Below are 20,537 nucleotides of genomic sequence, written 5' to 3'. Positions count from 1 at the left end.
AATGGCATAAGCGATTGTTAACTTTACTGCGGACTTTTTCTGTGGGGGTTATCTGAAAGTGCCCCCCGTAGCAGGAGGGCACAAAAGGAAAAAGAAATCAGACCAGTGCGTTCGGACAGGTGTCGCCGGCATCCACCTGGCGCAGGTTGTCCAGCGTGGTTTGCGAAATGCTGATCAGCGCTTCGGCGGTCAGGAACGCCTGGTGTCCGGTGAACAACACGTTGTGACAGGCGGAGAGACGACGGAATACGTCATCCTGAATCACGTCGTTGGATTTGTCTTCAAAGAACAGGTCGCGCTCGTTCTCGTAGACGTCCATTCCCAGGGCGCCAATTTTCTGGTGTTTCAGGGCATCAATTGCCGCCTGAGAGTCAATCAACGCGCCGCGACTGGTGTTGATCACCATCACGCCATCTTTCATCTGGTCGAACGCCGCATGGTTCAGCAGATGGTAGTTCTCATCGGTCAGCGGGCAGTGCAGGGAGATCACGTCAGACTGCGCGTACAGTGTCGGCAGGTCGACATACTCGACCCCGAGATCCAGCGCCGCTGCGCTCGGATAGGGATCAAACGCCAGCAGGCGCATGCCAAATCCTTTCAGAATACGCAGCGTCGCCACACCGATTTTCCCGGTACCGATCACCCCGGCGGTTTTACCGTGCATGGTGAAGCCGGTTAACCCTTCGAGGGAGAAGTTAGCATCACGGGTGCGTTGATAGGCGCGGTGAATGCGGCGGTTTAACGACATCATCATGCCGATAGCATGTTCTGCAACGGCTTCCGGCGAATAGGCCGGGACACGCACAACGCGCAGACCCAGCTCTTTTGCCGCCTCGAGGTCGACGTTGTTAAAGCCGGCACAGCGCAGGGCGATGTACTTCACGCCGTGCGATTTTAACTCTTCCAGCACCGGGCGGCTTCCGTCGTCGTTGACGAAGATGCACACTGCTTCACAGCCGTTGGCGGTTTTCGCCGTTTTCTCGGTTAACAGAAAGTCGAAAAATTCAAGTTCAAAGCCATATGCATCATTAACATGCTGAAGGTACTTTTTATCGTACTGCTTTGTACTATACACAGCGATTTTCATAAGACTTTTCTCCAGTGATTATACCGGCACGGTAGCATATTTAAAATAATCATACAAATATTAAAAATAAGTTTGCCTTAACGGTGATACAGATAATTCTAGAGCATATCGCGGTGTTGAGGTATCTCTTTAAAACACAATGTGTTTTACCAAAAACTGAGGCTAAAGGCTCCGGGAGCCAGCAGCATCAGTGGCCACAGCAGCCCGGAACCGACGTTGGCCAGCTGAAATGGCCAGAACGCGGTCCCGCTGGCGCCGCTGGCCAGCGGAAGAGTGGCGCGAAGCGGCGACAGAAAACGGCCAAAAAATACCGCCCATGCCCCGTGACGTTGCAGAAATACCAGGCTGCGGGTCAATCGCTGGCCGCGCAGCCAGCGTATGCTCGTCAGGCGATGCCGGTTGCGCCGTCCCAGCCACCAGGAGAGCCAGAATCCGCCGATTGCCCCGAGGCTGGCACTGAGCCACATTAATAAGAAATGGTTAAGACTGCCGGAGGCCAGCGGGCCGAGCAACAGCAACCCGGAGGTGCCCGGCACCAGCAGTGAAATCAGGGCGCAGGATTTAGCCAGAGTCAGCATAAACACCACCATCAAGAGCCATGAATAGTGGCGCTGGGCGTGTTCGATAAGCAAAACAAAAAAGTCCACGGGATCCTCCGGCGACGGGAACGAAGACGTCGAGTGTGACAGGGGACGATTAAATGGCGGCTTAACGGGCGAAAGGCATAAATTCACGGTGGTGGTGTTGTGTACCAGCTATTCTTAAGCTGGATAGATCCTTTAACTCGCTAGTCGAACGTGCCACAATACGCACTTCTTTCGGCTTTTACTTTTGTTTAATCAGGATATTACTGCCCATGAAGGGTAAATATAAAGCCGCCATCGCGCTATTGTTAGCACTTATTCTGCTACCGCTGGCCATGTTGTCGACGCTTACCCATTGGGTGCCAACGCTTGCAGGGATCTGGCTGCCAGAGGGGACCCGCATCGCTTTTTCCGACAGCCCACGACTGACGCGTTCTGCTTTACGCATTCCCGAATTGCGCTATCTGGTCGGCGATTGTGAGCTGGCCCGGGTGACCAATGCCCAACTTTCTCATCCCAGCCGCTGGCGGCTGCACCTCGACGAACTCGATATCAATAGCGCCTGTCTGAGCAAACTGCCCGAAAGCGAACCGACGGTGGGCGCGCCGCGTACCCTGGCGGAGTGGCAGTCGATGCTGCCTTACAGCTGGCTGACCATTGAAAACCTGCGCCTCTCGCCGTGGGAAAAATGGCAGGGGCGACTGGTGATGTCGTTGACTCCGCAGCAGCAGGATATTGGCTACAGCGGCAAAGAGCTGACCTTGCAGGCGCGCCTGCGCGGACAGGCGCTTACCGTCAGCCATTTTTCCGCCCAGCTGGTCGACGAGCAACCGCCGGTGAAGCTGGCCGGCGAGTTTCATATGCCGCTGGTTCCGGACGGCCTGCCGGTCGATGGCCAACTGCTGACCACCTTTGAATTTCCGCAAACCGGCGGGCTGGTTGACGCCGAGCTGGAGTGGCAGAAAAACCGCGGCCAACTGGTAGTGACGCCGCGCGGTGAAGTGCAGCCGATACTCGATCTTCCCTGGGAAGTGACCCCCGAGCGCATCGTCATCAGCGATGGTCGCTGGAGCACCAACTATGCCGGCTACCCATTAAGTGGTCGTCTGGCGTTGTCGGTGGGCAACTGGCAGGAAGGCACCGAGCAGATGGAGGTGAGCGGTAGGCTCAACGTCCTGACCCAGGGCAAAGCCGGTAAAGGCAACGCCGTGCTGAACATCGGCCCCGGCAAACTGAGCATGGACAACAGCGACATGCCGTTACAGCTGACCGGCGAGGCGAAGCTGGGAGATCTGATTGTTTATGCCGTACTGCCGGCCAGGCTCAGCGGCCCGTTGACCACTCCGGCATTGGCCTTCAACCCCGGCGCGCTGCTGCGTTCCCGCGGGCGGGTGGTCGATTCATTGAATATTGATGAAGTCCGTCTGCCGCTGGCGGGGGTCAAGGTGACCCAGCAGGGCGTGGACGGCCGTCTGCAGGCGATTCTGCGCGCCCATGAACAGCAGATGGGAGACTTCACGCTGCATCTTGACGGCCAGGCCGACAATTTTATGCCTGACAGCGGTCGCTGGCAGTGGCGTTACTGGGGCGACGGTCACTTCACCCCGATGCAGGCGCGGTGGGACGTCAAAGGGGCAGGAGCATGGGTCGACAGCTCGATTGTCCTGAACAGCCTGTCGACGGGCTTTGATAAACTGCAATATGGCACCATGCTGGTGAGCGCGCCGCGCCTGACGCTGGATCAACCGATCCACTGGTTGCGTAATGAGCAGCACCCGAAACTGACCGGCGCACTGTCGCTGGATGCGGGGACCACCAGCTTTAGTCACGGCAGCGTGCTGCCACCTTCAACGTTAAAATTCACCATTGATGGTCGCGACCCGACCTGGTTTCAGTTTAACGGCACGCTTCATGCCAACAAAATCGGTCCGGTTCGGGTCATCGGGCGCTGGGATGGTGAACGCCTGCGCGGTAAGGCATGGTGGCCGAAACAGTCGCTGACTGTGTTTCAGCCGCTGGTACCACCGGAGTGGAAAATGAACCTGCGCGAAGGGATGCTGTACGCCCAGGTGGCTTTCTCGGCGGCAGCCGAACAGGGATTCGAAGCCGGGGGGCACGGCGTGCTGAAAGGCGGTAGCGCCTGGATGCCGGACAACCAGATCAATGGCGTCGATTTTGTCCTGCCGTTCCGCTTTAGCGAGGGGGTCTGGCAGTTGGGGACCCGCCGTCCGGTATCGCTGCGCATCGGCGAGATCGTCAACCAGGTGACGGCGAAAAACCTGACCGCAGACCTGCAGGGAGCCTGGCCGTGGAGCGAGAGCCAGCCGCTACAGCTGAGCAACGTCAGCGTGGATGTTCTCGGGGGCCAGGTGACCATGCAGCAGCTGCGGATGCCACAGCATGACCCGGCGCTGCTGCGGCTGCAGCATATCTCCAGCAGCGAGCTGGTGAGCGCGGTTAATATCAAACAGTTTGCCATGTCCGGCGCCTTCAACGGGGCGCTGCCGCTGTGGCTGAACAACGAGAAATGGATCATCAAAGACGGCTGGCTGGGCAACCCCGGCCCGATGACGCTGCGTCTCGATAAGGACATGGCGGACGCGATGGTGAACGATAATATCTCCGTCGGCGCGGCAATTAACTGGTTGCGCTATATGGAGATCTCCCGCTCATGGACGCGCATCGACCTCGATAACCTCGGGATGTTGACCCTGAAAGCGACCATCAGCGGCACCAGCCGCGTCGGGGATCAGAGTAATACGGTGCATTTAAACTATTCTCATCAAGAGAATATTTTTGACCTGTGGCGCAGTTTACGTTTTGGCGACAATTTACAGGCATGGTTTGAGCAGAATGCCGTGCTCCCCGTGCGCAGCTGTACGGACAGTAAAAAGTGTAAGGAACAACAATGATGAAATTGCTAACGGCGGTGCTGGTGCCGATGCTGCTGGCGGGCTGTACGCCGCGCATTGAAATCGCGGCATCAAAGGAACCGATCACCATCAATATGAATGTCAAAATTGAGCACGAGATTCGTATCAAAGTGGATAAGGATGTTGAAGCGTTACTGAAGTCGCGCAGCGATCTATTCTGAGGTGGCGATGAGAAAACGACTGACAATCGCGGCGCTGACGCTGCTACTCCTCAGTACGCCGGCGCTGGCGCTGACGCTGAGCGAAGCCCGGGAACAGGGGCGGGTCGGCGAAACGCTGAAGGGCTATCTGGCGCCATTGCGTCAGGATCAGGAAACTCTGGCGCTGGTCGCACGGATCAATACGGCGCGCAGTGAAAGCTACCAGCAGCTGGCGGATGAAAATAATCTGCCGGTGGATGAAGTGGCCAAAATGGCCGGGCAGAAGCTGGTCAACCGGGCGCAGCCTGGGGAGTATGTCCAGGGGCTGAACGGCAAATGGCTACGCAAATAATTAGCGGCAGCGCTTGCGGTACTCTCCCGGCGACACGCCAAAACGCTGCTTGAACGCGGTGGAGAAGTGGCTGTGGTCGCTGAATCCCCAGCTGTAGCCAATCCCCGCCAGCTTCTCATCGTCATGGGCGCTGCGCAGCGCCCGGGCGCAGAGGTCGAGCCGGCGGTTCTTAATATACTGAGCGACCACCAGACCCTTGTCAGCAAACAGCCGGTACAGGCTGCGCAATGACATCCCGGTTTCGTTCGCCAGCCATTCCGGGCGCAGATGTTCTGCCTGAATCGACGCATCGATTAACTCAATAATTCTCTGGAACTGCTTCTCCCGGCGAGACGGCTGGGCTTCCTGCTGGTGCAGCATCGGGCGCAGCAGGCAGACGATGGCCTCCAGCGCCGCTTCGCTTTCGCTGTCCGACAGTTCCGGGCTGTTCATGCTTTCCTGTAGCAGGCGCTGGCTGAGCTGAACCATCGGCAGCGATTTTTGCAGGCGCGAGGCAATGCTGATTTCGCTGCCGCGCAGCTGGTGTTCGATAAGCTGCCGGGGCAGCAGCAGCGAGGCCTGGCGCGAGGTCTGCTGCCAGAAGATAGAGCAGGGGCGCGAGGCGTCAATCAGCGTGATATCGCCGGCTTCCAGCACCACCTGGCGATCGTCCTGCTCAATAGCCGCCTGGCCGGCGAGCTGGAACACGGTATAAAACCAGTCGTCGTTGCTGCGTTTGATCTCGTTGCGGGTGCGGAACAAATTCACCCCGCAGGCGGTGACGGTGCTGACTTTCAGATTCCCCGCGTAGCTGGCGTCAATCTCGCCGTGAAAGTTCCCCTCCAGCGGACGGGCGGCAAAATGGCCGCAGACCTGATTGATTTTCGCCAACCAGCGTTGGTAATCCTGTCCGTGCTCCGCCGTCGCCATAATGTTTCTCTTATCGATATAATGTTTCTGCATTGTTGCATTTACGTTGCGGCATACAAGAGCGGGAGCCGGAGTATATGAAAGAACTATTACCTGCGGCACACTTCTGGGTACGCAAAATGCTTAATTGCGGAGCCTGTCACAGCGGCACAAACGAATGTCACAGAGAAAAAAGCGCGGATGCCGACCTCGTCGTAGACTCAATTCACGACCCGAGAGGAATAAGGAAGCGATATGTCCACAGCACAGGTTGCGCTGCTCGCCAGCGTACAGCAGTTTTTAGACCGACAGCATGGTTTGTATATCGATGGTAGCCAGCAGGAATCGCAAAGCGAACAGCGGCTCACCGTCTGGAACCCGGCGACTGGCCAGGCTATTGCCAGCACGGCGGATGCCAATGCCGCTGATGTCGATCGTGCGGTGATGTCGGCATGGCGGGCATTTGTCGCCCGTAGCTGGGTGGGGCGTACCCCTGCCGATCGTGAGCGGATCCTGCTGCGTTTTGCCGACCTGGTCGAACAGCATGGTGAAGAGCTGGCGCAGCTGGAAACCCTGGAACAGGGCAAATCCATCAATATTTCCCGCACTTTTGAAGTGGGCTGCACGCTGAACTGGATGCGCTACACCGCCGGACTGACGACCAAAATCAGCGGGCGCACGCTCGATGTGTCGATTCCGTTCCCGCAAGGTGCACGTTACCAGGCGTGGACGAAGAAAGAGCCAGTGGGGGTTGTCGCCGGGATCGTCCCGTGGAACTTCCCGCTGATGATTGGCATGTGGAAGGTGATGCCGGCGCTGGCGGCCGGGTGTTCTATCGTGATTAAGCCGTCGGAAACTACCCCGCTGACCCTGCTGCGCGTTGCCGAGCTGGCGACCGAAGCCGGGATCCCGGACGGGGTGTTTAACGTGGTGACCGGTAGCGGAAGCGAGTGCGGGGCGGCGCTAACGGCACATCCGCAGGTGGCGAAGGTGAGCTTTACCGGCTCCACCGCCACGGGCAAGCACATTGCGCGGGTGGCTGCCGATCGCCTGACCCGGGTGACGCTGGAGCTGGGTGGGAAAAACCCGGCGATCGTCCTCAAAGATGCTAACCCGGAATGGGTGATTGAAGGCCTGATGACCGGAAGCTTCCTCAACCAGGGCCAGGTGTGCGCCGCCAGCTCGCGGATCTACATTGAAGCACCGCTGTTCGACACTCTGGTGAGCGGGTTTGAGCAGGCGGTGAAATCCCTGCAGGTCGGGCCGGGAATGCTGGAAACCACCCATATTAACCCGGTGGTCTCGAAGGCCCACTGCGCCAAAGTGGCGGCCTATCTTGATGATGCCCGCCAGCACAATGCTGAACTGATCAGCGGACAGCTCGGGCCAGATAGCCAGGGCTACTACATTGCGCCAACCCTGGTGATTAACCCGGCTGCCGGACTGCGTCTGAGCCGCGAGGAAGTGTTTGGGCCGGTGGTGAATCTGGTGCGCGTCGCCGATGGCGAAGAAGCGCTGCGCCTTGCCAACGACAGCGACTTTGGCTTAACCGCCAGCGTCTGGACCGGCGATCTGACCCAGGCGCTGAGCTATACCGAACGCCTGCAGGCGGGCACGGTATGGATCAACAGCCATACGCTTATCGATGCCAACCTGCCGTTCGGCGGCATGAAGCAGTCCGGTACCGGGCGCGACTTCGGCCCGGACTGGCTGGACGACTGGTGCGAGACCAAATCGGTCTGCGTACGTTATTAATCGTTAAACCCAGCGCCTGGTCATGCAGTACCGGGCGCTGCTCTCACTTTTTGGCTCATTAATTACCGTTTTTTTCCTTCTGTTTTTTAATCATCAAGGAATCTAGCTGCTTAATGGACTCCGTTAGCTGGGTTGACCATGATTGAGTTTCTTGTAACTGTGCAAGGTGGAGCGCATTAATAAACGCAGCCGCAATGTCGGTCGCTTGACGATAGTGCTCAGTTGGTTGTTGATGGTGGGTGCCATCGTTTTTTATCCATTCCGCAATAAATTCCGCATGGCGTGTCTCGATGACCATCATAGTATTAATGTAATTCATCCATCCACCAGTAATACGAAATGCTCTGTCGGCAGTAAATAGCAGTACGGCAAGCGTTAGTAGTCCGAGGGATATTTGGGTAAACCACAGCTTATTATCGACATCATTAATAAAAGGAAGCTTAAGGATCTGAATGTAACCGATGGCCACCATAATAATTAATATTACTGATAGCAGTAATAAAGAGAGTCTGCGTTTTTTCTTGACCTCATTTTTATACCAATTGGTAATATTTTGTTCGTACATGGTAGTTATGCGAAAAATAGTGCTCAGCTTTTGTTCTGGGGGTAATGAGTGTAATTTAGCCAACTCGTTGAGAGCCAGGTGGTAGTGCGTATCGGTTACCATGATGATCCCCGCAATAACATTGACTTAGAGCCTATCCCATAAGGCTGTTTTATTTGCCACTTTGGTCCTGGGCGGTGCTCACCATCCTCACATTCTGCGTGTACGCTCGGGTGGTCCGCGCTGTTCGTGACCAAACTGGCTACATCAATCTACGCCTACTGGGATAGACTCTTAATTATGGCGTTAGCCAAAAAAGTTCCACGAGTGCCCACCAGCATCAGGCGATGCCGGGTATTACGCGCGTTTTTTCGTTTGAACTCCTGCTTCGATTACAGTCCGCTATTTTTAATCTGTCAATCCTGAGCGTTTTTAGTGTCTCCCTGACGATAACCCGCTGACGGCGCCCGGACCGCCGGGCTTGCTCAACGCTATCCTTTCTCGCTACTGTTGATTACTGCCCGCCATCGGGCGGAGATCATCCTCAGGAGGCAGAAATGAGATCGCAAGAGCCAAGCGTTGCCCTGATTGGGCCCGGCGCCATTGGTACCACCATCGCGGCGGCGCTGCATGAAGCCGGGCGTACGCCGCTAATTTGCGCCCGCACGCCCCATCCGCAACTGTCGCTGCGCTTTGACGGCGGCCAGATTACCGTGCCCGGACCGCTGTTGAGCGATCCGGCGACGATAGCCCGGCCGGTCGATGTGGTTTTTGTGGCGGTGAAGACCACCCAGATCCGTGCGATTGCGCCCTGGCTGGCCGTATTATGCGATGACAATACGGTAGTGTGCGTCCTGCAAAACGGCGTAGAACAGCAGGAGCAGTTTGCCCCGTGGGTTGCCGGTTCCCCGGTGTTGCCCTCGGTGGTGTGGTTTCCTGCGCTGCGCGAATCGGAAACCTCGGTGTGGCTACGGGCCGCGCCACGCCTGACGCTACCGGATGTGCCGCAAGCCCAACGGGTACAACACGCGCTGCGGGAAACCCGCTGTGCGGTGGATCTGGCCGCCGATTTTACCTCTGTGGCATGGCGTAAGCTGCTGCAAAATGCCGTCGCCGGGCTGATGGTGTTGACCGGGCGTCGGGCCGGTATGTTCTCCCGCGCTGATATCAGTGAGGTTGCCCTGGCCTATTTGCGTGAATGCCTGACCGTCGCCCGCGCCGAGGGCGCGTCGCTGAGCGACGGCGTCCCGCAGGAGATCCTCGACGGCTTCCACCGTGCGCCGCCCGACCTCAGCACCTCGATTCTGATTGACCGTGAAGCCGGGCATCCGCTGGAGTGGGAGATCCGCAACGCCGTGATACCGCGGCGAGGCCGTCGCCATGGTATTCCGACGCCGATGAGCGATCTGATCGTCCCGCTGCTGGCTGCCGCCAGCGATGGTCCGGGCTAATGGCCCCGTCTTTGGCGGGAAATGTCCCGCCGAATCCTGCTATTATTGCGCCTCTGTTTTGCCGGAGGGTGGTAACTCCCACGCTATGCTGAACCACGCGCTTTGCTATGACACTTACGGGGCGCCGGCCGCGGCGCTTACGCTGCGTACTACTCCCATGCTGCCGCTGGCGGCGGGTAAGGTGCGGGTTGCGATGCGCTATGCGCCGGTCAATCCCTCGGATCTGATCCCCATCACTGGGGGCTACAGCCACCGTACCCGGCTGCCGGCGACGGCGGGTTACGAAGGCGTTGGAGTCGTTGTGGAGGCGCCGTCCGGTGCCAGAGTTGCCCCCGGACAGCGGGTGTTGCCCCTGCGTGGCGATGGTACCTGGCAGCGTTATCTGGATATCCCCGAGCGCTGGCTGGTGCCGGTACCTGACGCCATCGACGATCTGCTGGCCGCCCGTGCCTATATCAACCCGTTAACCGCGCTGCTGATGCTCAACCGCTGGCCGGTAGCCGGGTGCAATATCGTGCTGACCGCGGCGGGTTCCAGCTGTGCCAGCCTGCTGGCGCAGTGGGCGCTGCATAAAGGGGCGCGATCGGTGAGTGGGGTTATCCGTTCGCCGCAGCATATTCCCCGGCTGGAGCAGCAGGGGGTCTACCCGTTGCTGGAAGCGGACCGGTTGATGCTGGAGCAGGTCGGGCAGAATGCCGATTGGGTATTTGATGCGGTGGGCGGGGAGCTGGCGAACACCCTGCTGTCGGTACTGGCGGATCGCACCGGACTGATCTCCTACGGGCTGTTATCCGGCCAGGCGCTGACCCAGACCCGGTCGCTTCCGCGGGTGCACAAATTCCATCTGCGCGAGGCGCTGACGACCCTTTCGGACGCGCAATGGCAGGCGGCGTTTGCCGGGATCTGGCGTCTGCTGCCGACGACAACGTTGCCGCCGGTGGAGGTGGTGCCGCTGCATCGCTGGCAGGAGGCGATCCGCGCCAGCAGCCACGGTAAATACCTTCTCGATTTCACCACCCTGTAGCCCGGATCAGGCGCTTACGCCGCAATCCAGGTGGCGGCTAAAAGGGCGGTCGGCCCGCCACTTGATCTCTTGCACGAGATAACTACGCTAAATAAGAGCCTGTCGGTGACCAAACTGGCCCAGCGCCATATTGATGGTGGTTATTCTCTATCGCTATTTTCCGCCAGGCTCAAAGCCTGATATTTATCATGCAATTGATCGGGGTATAATATGATAATTCTTTTATGATGATTTTTTATAAGAGAACTATTTCGCGTTTAAAATAGCGAGCTAACATTCCTGGTTCTCGGGAGGTGATGTTATTTTTTTATCTGTAATAGTCTGTGGTGTTTAGCATTACATTTATCATGCGAATTATTTCTTTATTAACCAACGTGAATATGACGGGGACGATATGCTTAAACTCGGTGATGAAGGCAGCGCAGTCGCGCAGCTAATAAATGATTTACGGGAATTATCTTTTGGCCTGGCGCCAGGTAATAAATTTGACCAGGTGGTTAAAAAGTCGGTAGAAGCATTTCAGGTAGCCAACCTTGATGCCTCAGGCCAACCGCTGGTGGTTGATGGTAAAGTCGGCCCGCATACCCGCTGGGCGCTGGATGTGGCATTAGGCAGGCAGCCGGTTGTGCAGGTGCCGGCTGCGCCTCCGTTGGTGAACGTCAAAGGCGGCAGTCCCGCAGGCCAGGCGGCGCTCAAGATAGCGCAGGGTGAACTTGGCCACGGTGAGCAGGGCTCCGACAACCACGGGCCGGATATTAAGAAGTACTTTTCCGGGCACGGTTCACAGGGGCAAAGCTGGTGTGCCGCTTTTGTCAGCTACTGTTTTAACCAGGCATCACCGGCGGTATTTGGTTATCAAACCTCCGCCCAGGCGCTGCATAATAAAATGAAATCATTGGGCTATGCCTATACCCCGTCATTAAGTAACCCACCGCAACCGGGCGATATTATCTGCTGGCTGAGAGTTGACCCGAAAAAACCAAAGGAGAGCGCCTGGCAGGGCCATGTCGGCATTGTTCAACGCTACGCTGACGGTATTTTGTGGACTATCGAAGGTAACCGCGGTGCTTATCCCTCGAAAGTGAATATCTTTCATTATTCGTGGTCAGTGTTAGTCGCCTCTGCAACCAATGATAAATACAAAGGGCTGTATGGCGTGTCTCGCCACCCATAATATACCCGTTGTTTTCAACATGCAGGAGCGTTGGCTGCATCTTGAAATTTGTTGGGTATAAGCATAATAATTCTCAGGAAAATAAAAATGGCTAATAATAAAGTGCCTTTTTTCCCTATTATTTACGTTCGTGGTTATGCGATGACGCAACGCGACGTTAATGAGACTACAGCAGATCCGTTTAATGGTTTTAATCTTGGCTCAACGATGCTGCGTGCATCGGCGAGCCAGAAAGATCGCCCCAGGAAGTTTTTTTTCGAATCCCCGGTAATTCGCCTGGCCACGGAGTTTGGCTATAGCGATGTGTTCGAGCAGGGGCTGGATATCATGGATGAGGGCTGGGAGACCGATCCGGAGGGGAAACCCACCGGCAATGTACTGGATGATAAATCGGTGATCGTCTATCGCTATTATGATGACGCCTCGACACTGCTCGGGTCCGGTAAGACGCCGTCAATCGAGGACGCCGCCATCGGGCTATCGAAGCTACTGCTCAAGGTGCGGACGTTACTGCTGGCGAATCCCAACAGTGGCGTGAAGGTGGCTGGCGATTTTCGTTGCTATCTGGTGGCGCACTCGATGGGCGGGCTGGTATGCCGGGCGTTGCTGCAAAATCCGCAGCTCGATCCGGGCATGATGGTGGCCAGTGTTGATAAATTTTTCACCTATGCGACGCCCCATAACGGGATTGAGTTCGCGGGGCTCAACGTTCCGGACCTGCCGTGGCAAAGCAGCGTCAGCAATTTTAACCGCGAGCGGATGGCGGATTACCTGAACCTGCAACAGGCCTACCAACGCCATAACCGGGTCGATGTGATACCGGAATCCTGCCTGCCGTCCTCGCGGATTTTCACCATGGTCGGCACCAACCGCCTCGATTATGATGCCGCCGCCGCGCTATCGCGAACCTTTGTCGGCAACGGCAGCGATGGTCTGGTCAAAATCGAGAATGCCACGTTAACCGGTCTGAATGCCGATGGCTCTCTTGGCACCCCCTGTGCGAAAGCCTTCACCTATCGCTCACACTCTGGCTATTTTGGCATTGTGAACAGCGAAGAGGCCTTCCAGAACCTGGCTCGTTTTCTGTTTGGCGATGTGCGGGTGGATATCTGGCTGGATATTGATGACATTCGCCTGCCGGAGGCGGCAATCAAAGCGGCGGGGGGCAATGCGTCGAAAATTGACGCCATCTATCAGATAGAGGCGATCGCCTCGCCTCGCGGCAAGCCGTGGTCGCTAACCCGTCGCGTCTCGGAAGAAGACTCCGTTGCCTGTCTGACGCAAAAAGAGTGGTCGGAGAAAAAACGTGCGTCGCAGTACCTCTCCAGCGTGTTCTTGTCGAAGAGCGCGCGCGTCAATAAAAACCGGCGCTCGCTGGCCTACAGCCTGATACTCGGGGTCAAAATGCCGGATTATGAAATCGAGAAGCGATTCTGGTTCAACGAACACTATGAAGGAGGGTATCTGTTCCGCAACTCGCTGATCCTCGAGATTGTCCCGCCGACCAACGATAACACGCTCTGGAAGATAAAATATGCCTGGCAGGACGCCGGATTCTCCAGCGCCGATATCGTTCTGCAACCGAAGGAAATAGCCGGTAAGGCCTGTGAGGTCACCATCCCGGTAGACAGCGTCACGCTGGATGCCAACGGCAAAAAACGCCCTTCGGTACCGGGCATTTCGGGGCGGTTGCGCTTTGTGGTGCAAAGCTGGAACGACGCCTCGTGAAAACGTGAGCGCCACGCGACGGATTACCCTCGGTGGCGCTCACTCACAACACCATCATCTTACACCGTAACCCGGGCAGGCCAGGTTGTCGGTCTGAAACGTGGACTACTTTTTCTTCTCGCCGAGGGTCGGCGTTTCGTCAAAGAAGTTCCACGGCTTCAACAGCGCGTGCGCCCATTCGGTCGGCATAATCGGCCACTCTTCGGCACGGGCCACGTGGGTGGTGCCGGTAGTGATCCACACGACGTCATCGTGGTTGTTCAGCGACTCGTTATCCTTGGCATAGGCGCCGAGACCGGTGTCATGGACTGAACGGTTCGGGTACTTGCCTTCAGGATAGCGCTCTTCCTGATGATAGCGGGTGACCCACAGCTGCTTATCCATAAAGCTCAGACGGTGGTAGATCCACTCATCCGGGGCGAACTTGGCACCGGTTGCTGCCGGGTGAGTCCCGCCAGCATACGGGATTATCTGATACGACACCGGGTTGCCCATCCGGTTCTCTTTGGTGGTGTTGCTCAACAGGCGAATGGTGCCTGGGTCGAACTTCTGCGCCGCCTTCTGCTCATTGTCGATGGTGTACTGATTCACCTGCATGGTGCTGGTCCGCGGGCCACCGGCGGTGTTGGGCTTCACTTCCGGGTCCATAGCCACCAGGCTGTTGTTCTCGCCATCGACATCAAGATCCAGACGGAAGTTGTAGATGTGCTGGTGGGTGGTGCCGACGATGTTATGGTCGATCAACGTCCCGTAGCGGGTATCATCTTTGGCGCTCGGATCGTGCATGGTTTTCGCCATCACGCCTTTCACCGCTTCAATCCCGGTGGCACCAGCATCGATGCCGATGGTGCCGTTCTCGTGGAATACCCAGTCAAAGATATAGTCGTAGTTGCCTACGGTACTGATCCAGCGGACCACCAGTTCGCGGCGCTCGGTGCTGACGTTCGGCTGCCCCATTTCCTGGTGTTTGTACTCCGGTCCGGCGTAGCGTTCAAAAATTGCAATCGCGTGCGGGATCGTGGTGGGTTTACCGGTGTAATCGGCGATGGTTTCATCCAGCAGCACCGAGTTCGCTGGCGCATCTTTGCCGCGCACGATAGGCGAGGTCAGGGTTCCCATACCGTAATCGCCGGAGTCGAGATAGGCTTTAAAGTACCAGCCCACGTCCGGGTCACCGTAAGGCACGATCATGCCGCCCAGCGAACCTTCATACATCACCTGGCGTTTCTTCCCGTTGTCGTTGTAGGTGACCGTCGAGAGGATCGGCCCGACGCGGGAGTTAAGACGCAGGTGGAAATCCCAGTTCTGCCAGTGAATGGTGTCGCCGGTGATGGTGTAGTTTTTGCCTTCCGGCTCGGTGATATCCAGCGGTTTCACCGCGGAGGCGACGCGGTCGCGGCCATCATACGGGCGCGCTTCCATCGGCACCGGGATCACCGGGCCTTCTTCAATTTTGATGATCTTCTTCTGCTCAAGGTCGACCACCGCCACCAGGTTTTCAATTGGGTGCGCCCAGTAGTTGCCGTCGCCGGTATCCAGATAGCTCACCACTTTCAGCAGGCGCGAGTCCTGCTTCAGGCCATCTTTGCCGTCGAAGTAGCCCACGGTCAGCGGGGTGGTGATCACCTTTTTGGTATCGGTGATGCCGTGCTTTTTGAGGACCGCGGCAAATTCGTCGCTGGCGTTAATGATGTTCTGCACGCTGACGAAATCGTCAATCAGTACCATGCCGTGGGCATCTTTAATCGGCTGCCAGGAGAGGATTTTTTTGTTCTGTAAGTCGACCACGCTTTCAATAACGTGCTTGCCATCGAGCATGATGACGTCAGCGGTGCGCGGGGCAGACACGGCGGTGCCCTGCAACGCAAAGGCCCACACCGCTGCTTTATCCGGCTCGTGCAGCGAGATTTCGGTGAAGCGGGTATTGGGGCGGAACTCTGGCGACGCTTTGACGATGGTGACGGCTTCGCTGATTTCCGCCGCGGTTAAGGAGTTGAGCGGGTGCGGGCGCTTCTCGACCTGGAAGGTCTGGTCAAGCCCGGACTGGAAGACATCGTTGATAAAGGTCTCGGAGACCCACGCCTTGCCGTTTTTCATCACCACCGGCACCTGCAGATTCAACGTTTTGCCGTTGACGATTGCGGTTTTAGCGCCGGGCTTCACTTTGACGTAGGCCCCGTCCTTCATCAGGGTAAACATCTGGGCATAATCATCCCACTGCACATCGGCACCAAATTCCTGCAGCGTTTTATCCATCGGAACCATATGCGCTTCACCGCCATGGGCGGAAACCGGGCTTTGCCAGGCGCAGAACAGGGCAACAGCCAGCGCCAGAGCCGTTTTGCGGGGGGAACGAATCGCCATTGTGACCTCACCTAATTGTTGTGTTGTGCTTTGCCGCTGCGAAAGTCGGCTTGTGTATCGTTAACCTAGCAGTGTGCGATGACCAGGTGTTTGCCTGCGTATGCCAGGTTGTTTGTCAGTTTTGCCAGTTATAAAAAATGCCTCCGCAGAGGCATTGTGGTGCTGTGGATCATGGCTGTATCGGCGAGTCTTAGGCCGGGAAATCACCGTGCTGACGGGCTACCAGCGTCAGAATCGAGTAGAGCGCTACCGGCTGCTGATGCTGGTTCGCAATCTCAACCGCCCACTCCACGACGCCGGTCGCTTTCTCATCGGCGTTGCGCTGACGCTTCACCGTCTTGCGTTTACAGGTCAGGCGAACCTGGATGGTATCGCCCGGTTTGACCGGTTCGATAAAGCGCAGATTTTCCATGCCGTAGTTGGCGATGACCGGCCCGACACCTGCATCGACAAACAGCCCGGCGGCGGCAGAGATCAGGAAATAACCATGCACCACGCGTTCGCCGAAGATCGACTCGGCGGCGGCAATTTTATCCATGTGGGCGTAGAAGTGATCCCCGCTCAGACAGGCAAAGTTGACGATATCCGCTTCGGTCAGGGTCCGGCGCGGCGTCAACAGGCTATCGCCGGGCTGGATCTCTTCGAAATATTTGCGGAACGGGTGGACCCGGTCTTCGCTCACCTGAGCGCCGCGCACCCACTGTTGACCTATGGTCGCCAGCATCGTCGGGCTGCCCTGGACCGCGGTGCGCTGCATGTAGTGCTTCACCGCGCGTAGCCCTCCCAGCTCTTCACCGCCGCCGGCGCGGCCCGGTCCGCCATGGACCAGTTGCGGAAGCGGTGAGCCGTGGCCGGTGGACTCCACCGCTGACACCTGGTCGAGGACCTGGATACGGCCGTGACAACGGGCGGCCCCGAGAATAAATTCCCGCGCCAGTTCACCGCTGGCGGTGACCAGCGTGCCGACCAGACTGCCTTCACCGGCGCGGGCCAGCGCCAGCGCGTGGTCGCGATGCTGATAGGGCATCAGGGTTGCCACCGGGCCAAACGCTTCGACGGCATGCACCGCCGGGGTTTCATCCGGCTGCGGGCAATACAGCAGGGTCGGTGGGAAAAATGCGCCGCTGGCGTTGAGATCGGCCTGACCGCCAAGCAGGACTTCGCACCCGGCCTGAACCAGGGTGTTGACCTTGTCCTGAACGTCCTGTCGCTGGTCGTGGCTGACCAGCGCGCCCATCTTGACCCCTTCCTGCGCCGGGTCGCCGACCACCACTTTTTGCAGACGGGAGATCAGCGCCTCGCTGACGGCTTTCACCTGAGCTTGTGGCACGATAATCCGGCGGATAGCGGTACATTTCTGTCCCGCTTTGGTGGTCATTTCGCGCACGACCTCGCGGATAAACAGTGCAAACTCCGGTTGTTCCGGGGTGATGTCATCCCCGAGCACGCAGCAGTTTAGTGAGTCCGCCTCCATGGTGAAGGGGATCGATTTTGCCACCAGATTCGGGTGTACGCGCAGCTGCTGGCCGGTTTGTGCCGAACCGGTAAAAGTCACCACGTCCTGGCTATCAAGCTGTTCGAGCAGATCCCCCGCGCCGCCGCAAATCAGGCTGATGGCGCCCGGCGGTACCAGCCCGCTGTCGACAATGGATTTGACCATCGCCTGGGTCAGTTGGGCCGTGGCGGTGCCCGGCTTGACGATCGCCGGCATACCCGCAAGCCAGGTGGGCGCCAGTTTTTCCAGCATCCCCCAGCAGGGGAAGTTAAAGGCGTTGATGTGTACCGCGACGCCGGATTTTGACGTCAGCAGGTGACGGGCCGCGAAGCCACCCTGTTTCGACAGGGGGATCAGTTCATCTTCCGGCCACAGAGTGTCGTCCGGCAGCTCGCGGCTGCCGAGGCTGGCGTAGGTGAACAGCGTACCAATCCCGCCCTCGATATCCACCCAGCTATCGGCCTTGGTCGCCCCGGTCTGCGCCGAAATCGCATAGAAGGACGCTTTCTCTTCCAGCAGGTGTCTCGCCACCGCTTTCAGCATCGCGCTGCGTTCGATAAAGGTCATGGCCTGCAACGCCTTGCCGCCGCGGTCGATGGCAAACCGGCGCGCCTGCGCCATATCCAGCCCGTCGCTGGTGACTTCCCAAAGCGCGTCACCGCTGATGGCGTGGCGAATAGTGCGGGCGCGGCCCCGGCCGGTCTGCCAGGTGCCGGATAAGAAGCTGGCTAACTGCTGCATTGCGACTCTCCAATGTGTTACGTGAAATCTCTATAAATAGTTATTTTATGAATCATAAAACGCAAGCTTATATTTAATAATTTATTAACATTGTGATCGTGTGCGCGAGACGGTGTGGCGCTATGTCGTTGTGTTTCGGCGAGTTTACGCAATATTTTGCGGTGGCTATCACAAAAAGAACAAACAAAATTTGTGGTTTTATTTAACCTACATGTAACTTTTATAAAACGAAGTGATTCACAAATGATGATTTGTTGAATTTATCGGAATCATAAAGGTGATGGCGTGACACAAGAACAATGCTTTGACCAGCGCATCGCGCAGGATACGGCCATCGAGCCGCAGGACTGGATGCCGGAGGCCTACCGTAAAACGCTGATCCGCCAGATTGGCCAGCACGCGCACTCTGAAATTGTCGGCATGCTGCCAGAAGGCAACTGGATTACCCGTGCGCCAACGCTGCGCCGTAAGGCCATTCTGCTGGCCAAGGTGCAGGATGAGGCCGGGCATGGCCTGTATCTCTACAGCGCGGCGGAAACCCTCGGCTGTGCCCGGGAAGATCTGTATCAGAAAATGCTGGATGGCCAGATGAAGTACTCCTCGATCTTTAACTACCCGACCCTGAGCTGGGCCGATATCGGGGTGATCGGCTGGCTGGTCGACGGCGCGGCGATCGTCAATCAGGTCGCGCTGTGCCGCACCTCCTACGGCCCCTACGCCCGGGCGATGGTCAAAATCTGCAAAGAAGAGAGCTTCCATCAGCGCCAGGGTTTTGAAGCCTGCATGGCGCTGGCCGAGGGCAGCGAGGCGCAACGCCAGATGCTGCAGGATGCCATCAACCGTTTCTGGTGGCCGGCGCTGATGATGTTTGGCCCGAGCGACGATAACTCGCCGAACAGCGCCCGCAGCATGGCGTGGAAAATCAAACTGCACTCCAACGACGAACTGCGTCAGCGCTTTGTCGATAACACCGTACCGCAGGTCGCGATCCTCGGCATGACCGTGCCGGATGCCGATTTACAGCTTGATGAGGCCACCGGGCACTACCGCTTTGGCGCTATCAACTGGCAGGAACTCAATGAAGTGATTAACGGGCGTGGTATCTGTAACCACGAACGTCTGGCCGCCAAGCGTAAAGCCTGGGAAGAGGGCGCATGGGTGCGCGAAGCCGCGCTGGCGCATGCCCAAAAACAACACTCCCGCGACGCGGCATAAGGAGAAGCATGATGAGCAACGTTTACTGGCCGTTATATGAAGTATTTGTCCGCAGCAAACAGGGGTTATCCCACCGTCACGTGGGCAGCCTGCATGCCGCCGACGATCGGATGGCGCTGGAAAACGCCCGCGACGTGTACACCCGTCGCAGCGAAGGCTGCTCGCTGTGGGTGGTGAAAGCCAGCCAGATCATCGCCTCCCAGCCGGACGAGAGCGGCGAGTTTTTTGACCCGGCGGAGAGCAAAGTCTACCGCCATCCTACTTTCTACAACGTGCCGGACGGCATGGAACATATGTGAGGCAACGATGAATAAGCTGAATCCTGTTGCAACTTATGCCCTACGTCTCGGCGATAACGGCCTGGTGCTGGCCCAGCGCTTAGGTGCGTGGTGTGGTCATGCGCCGGAGCTGGAAATCGACCTCGCGCTGGCTAATATCGGCCTCGACCTGCTGGGTCAGTCCCGCAATTTCCTCAGCTATGCGGCGGAGCTGGCGGGCAGCGGTGACGAAGACACCCTGGCCTTCGGTCGTGATGAACGGCAATACCACAATCTGCTGCTGGTGGAACAACCCAACGGCAACTTCGCCGACACCATTGCCCGACAGTGCTTTATCGATGCCTGGCACGTGGCGCTGTTTAGCCGTCTGACGGCGAGTCGCGATGTACAACTGGGCGCCATTGCCGCCAAAGGGCTGAAAGAGGTGCGCTATCACTTGCGCTTTAGCCGCGGCTGGCTGGAGCGTCTGGGCAACGGTACGGCGGTATCGGCGCAGAAAATGCAGCAGGCGGTGGATGACCTGTGGCGCTTTACCGGCGAACTGTTCCATGCCGATGAGTTAGAGCTGGCGCTGGTTGAACAAGGCATTGCCGTTGACCCGCGCGACCTGCAGGAAGAGTGGCAAAGCACGATCCACACCGCGCTGCTCGAAGCTGGTCTGCAGATCCCGCAGGAAGCTGCGTTTCGTCACGGCGGCAAGCAGGGGTTGCACAGCGAACATCTCGGGCCGCTGCTGGCAGAAATGCAGTATCTGCAGCGCGCGTATCCCGGTCAGCAGTGGTAA

17 protein-coding genes are annotated in these 20,537 nt (G+C 57.7%); 11 read left to right on the top strand and 6 right to left on the bottom strand.

The window, feature by feature from the left end; genetic code table 11:
- Positions 1-97: 97 nt before the first annotated feature.
- Together ACMYSN_RS03495 and ACMYSN_RS03490 are read right to left on the bottom strand one after the other, a co-directional pair.
- Complete coding sequence (locus tag ACMYSN_RS03495; RefSeq protein WP_123754094.1) at positions 98-1,087, bottom strand: 2-hydroxyacid dehydrogenase; 990 nt, start codon at positions 1,085-1,087, stop codon at positions 98-100.
- A gap of 146 nt (positions 1,088-1,233) precedes the next feature.
- The gene (locus tag ACMYSN_RS03490) at positions 1,234-1,677 is read right to left on the bottom strand and encodes a DedA family protein (protein WP_462498193.1); all 444 of its coding nucleotides are present in this window, start codon (positions 1,675-1,677) and stop codon (positions 1,234-1,236) included.
- A gap of 266 nt (positions 1,678-1,943) precedes the next feature.
- Between ACMYSN_RS03490 and ACMYSN_RS03485 the strand changes: the two genes are divergently transcribed.
- The 3 genes from ACMYSN_RS03485 to ACMYSN_RS03475 are packed head-to-tail and all read left to right on the top strand — an operon-like array spanning position 1,944 to position 5,096.
- A complete protein-coding gene (locus ACMYSN_RS03485) occupies positions 1,944-4,583 on the top strand; it encodes an intermembrane phospholipid transport YdbH family protein (RefSeq protein WP_462497033.1) in 2,640 nt (879 codons plus the stop codon).
- Entirely contained in the window at positions 4,580-4,765 is a 186-nt protein-coding gene (locus ACMYSN_RS03480; RefSeq protein ID WP_462497032.1) for a YnbE family lipoprotein, read from the top strand. Before ACMYSN_RS03485 ends, ACMYSN_RS03480 begins: the two co-directional genes overlap by 4 nt.
- Before the next feature lie 7 nt (positions 4,766-4,772).
- A complete protein-coding gene (locus ACMYSN_RS03475; protein WP_462497031.1) occupies positions 4,773-5,096 on the top strand; it encodes a YdbL family probable chaperone protein in 324 nt (107 codons plus the stop codon).
- On the opposite strand, the gene feaR is transcribed toward ACMYSN_RS03475, so the two are convergent.
- Positions 5,097-6,008, bottom strand: coding sequence for a transcriptional regulator FeaR (gene feaR / locus ACMYSN_RS03470; RefSeq protein WP_462498192.1), 912 nt, complete (start codon positions 6,006-6,008; stop codon positions 5,097-5,099).
- Between the two features lie 231 nt (positions 6,009-6,239).
- Between feaR and ACMYSN_RS03465 the strand changes: the two genes are divergently transcribed.
- Entirely contained in the window at positions 6,240-7,739 is a 1,500-nt protein-coding gene (locus tag ACMYSN_RS03465) for an aldehyde dehydrogenase family protein (protein ID WP_462497030.1), read from the top strand.
- A gap of 58 nt (positions 7,740-7,797) precedes the next feature.
- On the opposite strand, the gene ACMYSN_RS03460 is transcribed toward ACMYSN_RS03465, so the two are convergent.
- Positions 7,798-8,406 carry an SLATT domain-containing protein gene (locus ACMYSN_RS03460; protein WP_462497029.1) on the bottom strand — a complete coding sequence of 203 codons (609 nt, stop codon included), beginning with the start codon at positions 8,404-8,406 and terminating at the stop codon, positions 7,798-7,800.
- A 434-nt stretch (positions 8,407-8,840) separates the two neighbouring features.
- On the opposite strand from ACMYSN_RS03460, the gene ACMYSN_RS03455 reads away from it, so the two are divergent.
- The 4 genes from ACMYSN_RS03455 (at position 8,841) to ACMYSN_RS03440 (ending at position 13,660) form a co-directional block, all read left to right on the top strand.
- Positions 8,841-9,734 (top strand): ketopantoate reductase family protein, encoded by an 894-nt coding sequence (locus tag ACMYSN_RS03455; protein WP_462497028.1) that lies wholly within the window; start codon positions 8,841-8,843, stop codon positions 9,732-9,734.
- Positions 9,735-9,819: 85 nt separating this feature from the next.
- Positions 9,820-10,758, top strand: a complete 939-nt coding sequence (locus ACMYSN_RS03450; RefSeq protein ID WP_462497027.1) for a zinc-dependent alcohol dehydrogenase family protein — start codon at positions 9,820-9,822, stop codon at positions 10,756-10,758.
- Between the two features lie 394 nt (positions 10,759-11,152).
- The gene (locus ACMYSN_RS03445) at positions 11,153-11,932 is read left to right on the top strand and encodes a CHAP domain-containing protein (RefSeq protein WP_462497026.1); all 780 of its coding nucleotides are present in this window, start codon (positions 11,153-11,155) and stop codon (positions 11,930-11,932) included.
- Between the two features lie 87 nt (positions 11,933-12,019).
- Positions 12,020-13,660, top strand: a complete 1,641-nt coding sequence (locus ACMYSN_RS03440; protein ID WP_462497025.1) for an esterase/lipase family protein — start codon at positions 12,020-12,022, stop codon at positions 13,658-13,660.
- A gap of 105 nt (positions 13,661-13,765) precedes the next feature.
- Here the strand turns inward: ACMYSN_RS03440 and tynA are convergent, their stop codons facing one another.
- Together tynA and paaZ are read right to left on the bottom strand one after the other, a co-directional pair.
- Positions 13,766-16,024 carry a primary-amine oxidase gene (tynA, locus tag ACMYSN_RS03435; RefSeq protein WP_462497024.1) on the bottom strand — a complete coding sequence of 753 codons (2,259 nt, stop codon included), beginning with the start codon at positions 16,022-16,024 and terminating at the stop codon, positions 13,766-13,768.
- Positions 16,025-16,214: 190 nt separating this feature from the next.
- Entirely contained in the window at positions 16,215-18,260 is a 2,046-nt protein-coding gene (paaZ, locus tag ACMYSN_RS03430) for a phenylacetic acid degradation bifunctional protein PaaZ (protein WP_462497023.1), read from the bottom strand.
- Between the two features lie 285 nt (positions 18,261-18,545).
- Between paaZ and paaA the strand changes: the two genes are divergently transcribed.
- The 3 genes from paaA to paaC are packed head-to-tail and all read left to right on the top strand — an operon-like array spanning position 18,546 to position 20,537.
- A complete protein-coding gene (paaA, locus tag ACMYSN_RS03425) occupies positions 18,546-19,475 on the top strand; it encodes a 1,2-phenylacetyl-CoA epoxidase subunit PaaA (protein ID WP_462497022.1) in 930 nt (309 codons plus the stop codon).
- 11 nt (positions 19,476-19,486) lie between these two features.
- Positions 19,487-19,774, top strand: a complete 288-nt coding sequence (gene paaB / locus ACMYSN_RS03420) for a 1,2-phenylacetyl-CoA epoxidase subunit PaaB (RefSeq protein WP_123754109.1) — start codon at positions 19,487-19,489, stop codon at positions 19,772-19,774.
- 7 nt (positions 19,775-19,781) lie between these two features.
- Positions 19,782-20,537, top strand: coding sequence for a 1,2-phenylacetyl-CoA epoxidase subunit PaaC (gene paaC / locus ACMYSN_RS03415; protein WP_462497021.1), 756 nt, complete (start codon positions 19,782-19,784; stop codon positions 20,535-20,537).

It is taken from the genome of Klebsiella sp. R445, from assembly GCF_051131755.1.
Taxonomy (GTDB): domain Bacteria; phylum Pseudomonadota; class Gammaproteobacteria; order Enterobacterales; family Enterobacteriaceae; genus Klebsiella; species Klebsiella lignicola.
Note: the sequence above shows the minus strand (reverse complement) of the source record. Positions and strands in the feature narration are given on the sequence as shown.

Coding starts and splice junctions, on each gene's coding strand:
- ACMYSN_RS03485 (WP_462497033.1), top strand. CDS start 1,944: ATGAAGGGTAAATATAAAGCCGCCATCGCGCTATTGTTAGCACTTATT.
- ACMYSN_RS03455 (WP_462497028.1), top strand. CDS start 8,841: ATGAGATCGCAAGAGCCAAGCGTTGCCCTGATTGGGCCCGGCGCCATT.
- ACMYSN_RS03465 (WP_462497030.1), top strand. CDS start 6,240: ATGTCCACAGCACAGGTTGCGCTGCTCGCCAGCGTACAGCAGTTTTTA.
- ACMYSN_RS03495 (WP_123754094.1), bottom strand. CDS start 1,087: ATGAAAATCGCTGTGTATAGTACAAAGCAGTACGATAAAAAGTACCTT.
- ACMYSN_RS03475 (WP_462497031.1), top strand. CDS start 4,773: ATGAGAAAACGACTGACAATCGCGGCGCTGACGCTGCTACTCCTCAGT.
- ACMYSN_RS03480 (WP_462497032.1), top strand. CDS start 4,580: ATGATGAAATTGCTAACGGCGGTGCTGGTGCCGATGCTGCTGGCGGGC.
- tynA (WP_462497024.1), bottom strand. CDS start 16,024: ATGGCGATTCGTTCCCCCCGCAAAACGGCTCTGGCGCTGGCTGTTGCC.
- paaC (WP_462497021.1), top strand. CDS start 19,782: ATGAATAAGCTGAATCCTGTTGCAACTTATGCCCTACGTCTCGGCGAT.
- ACMYSN_RS03440 (WP_462497025.1), top strand. CDS start 12,020: ATGGCTAATAATAAAGTGCCTTTTTTCCCTATTATTTACGTTCGTGGT.
- ACMYSN_RS03490 (WP_462498193.1), bottom strand. CDS start 1,677: ATGGTGGTGTTTATGCTGACTCTGGCTAAATCCTGCGCCCTGATTTCA.
- ACMYSN_RS03460 (WP_462497029.1), bottom strand. CDS start 8,406: ATGGTAACCGATACGCACTACCACCTGGCTCTCAACGAGTTGGCTAAA.
- ACMYSN_RS03445 (WP_462497026.1), top strand. CDS start 11,153: ATGCTTAAACTCGGTGATGAAGGCAGCGCAGTCGCGCAGCTAATAAAT.
- ACMYSN_RS03450 (WP_462497027.1), top strand. CDS start 9,820: ATGCTGAACCACGCGCTTTGCTATGACACTTACGGGGCGCCGGCCGCG.
- paaZ (WP_462497023.1), bottom strand. CDS start 18,260: ATGCAGCAGTTAGCCAGCTTCTTATCCGGCACCTGGCAGACCGGCCGG.
- paaB (WP_123754109.1), top strand. CDS start 19,487: ATGAGCAACGTTTACTGGCCGTTATATGAAGTATTTGTCCGCAGCAAA.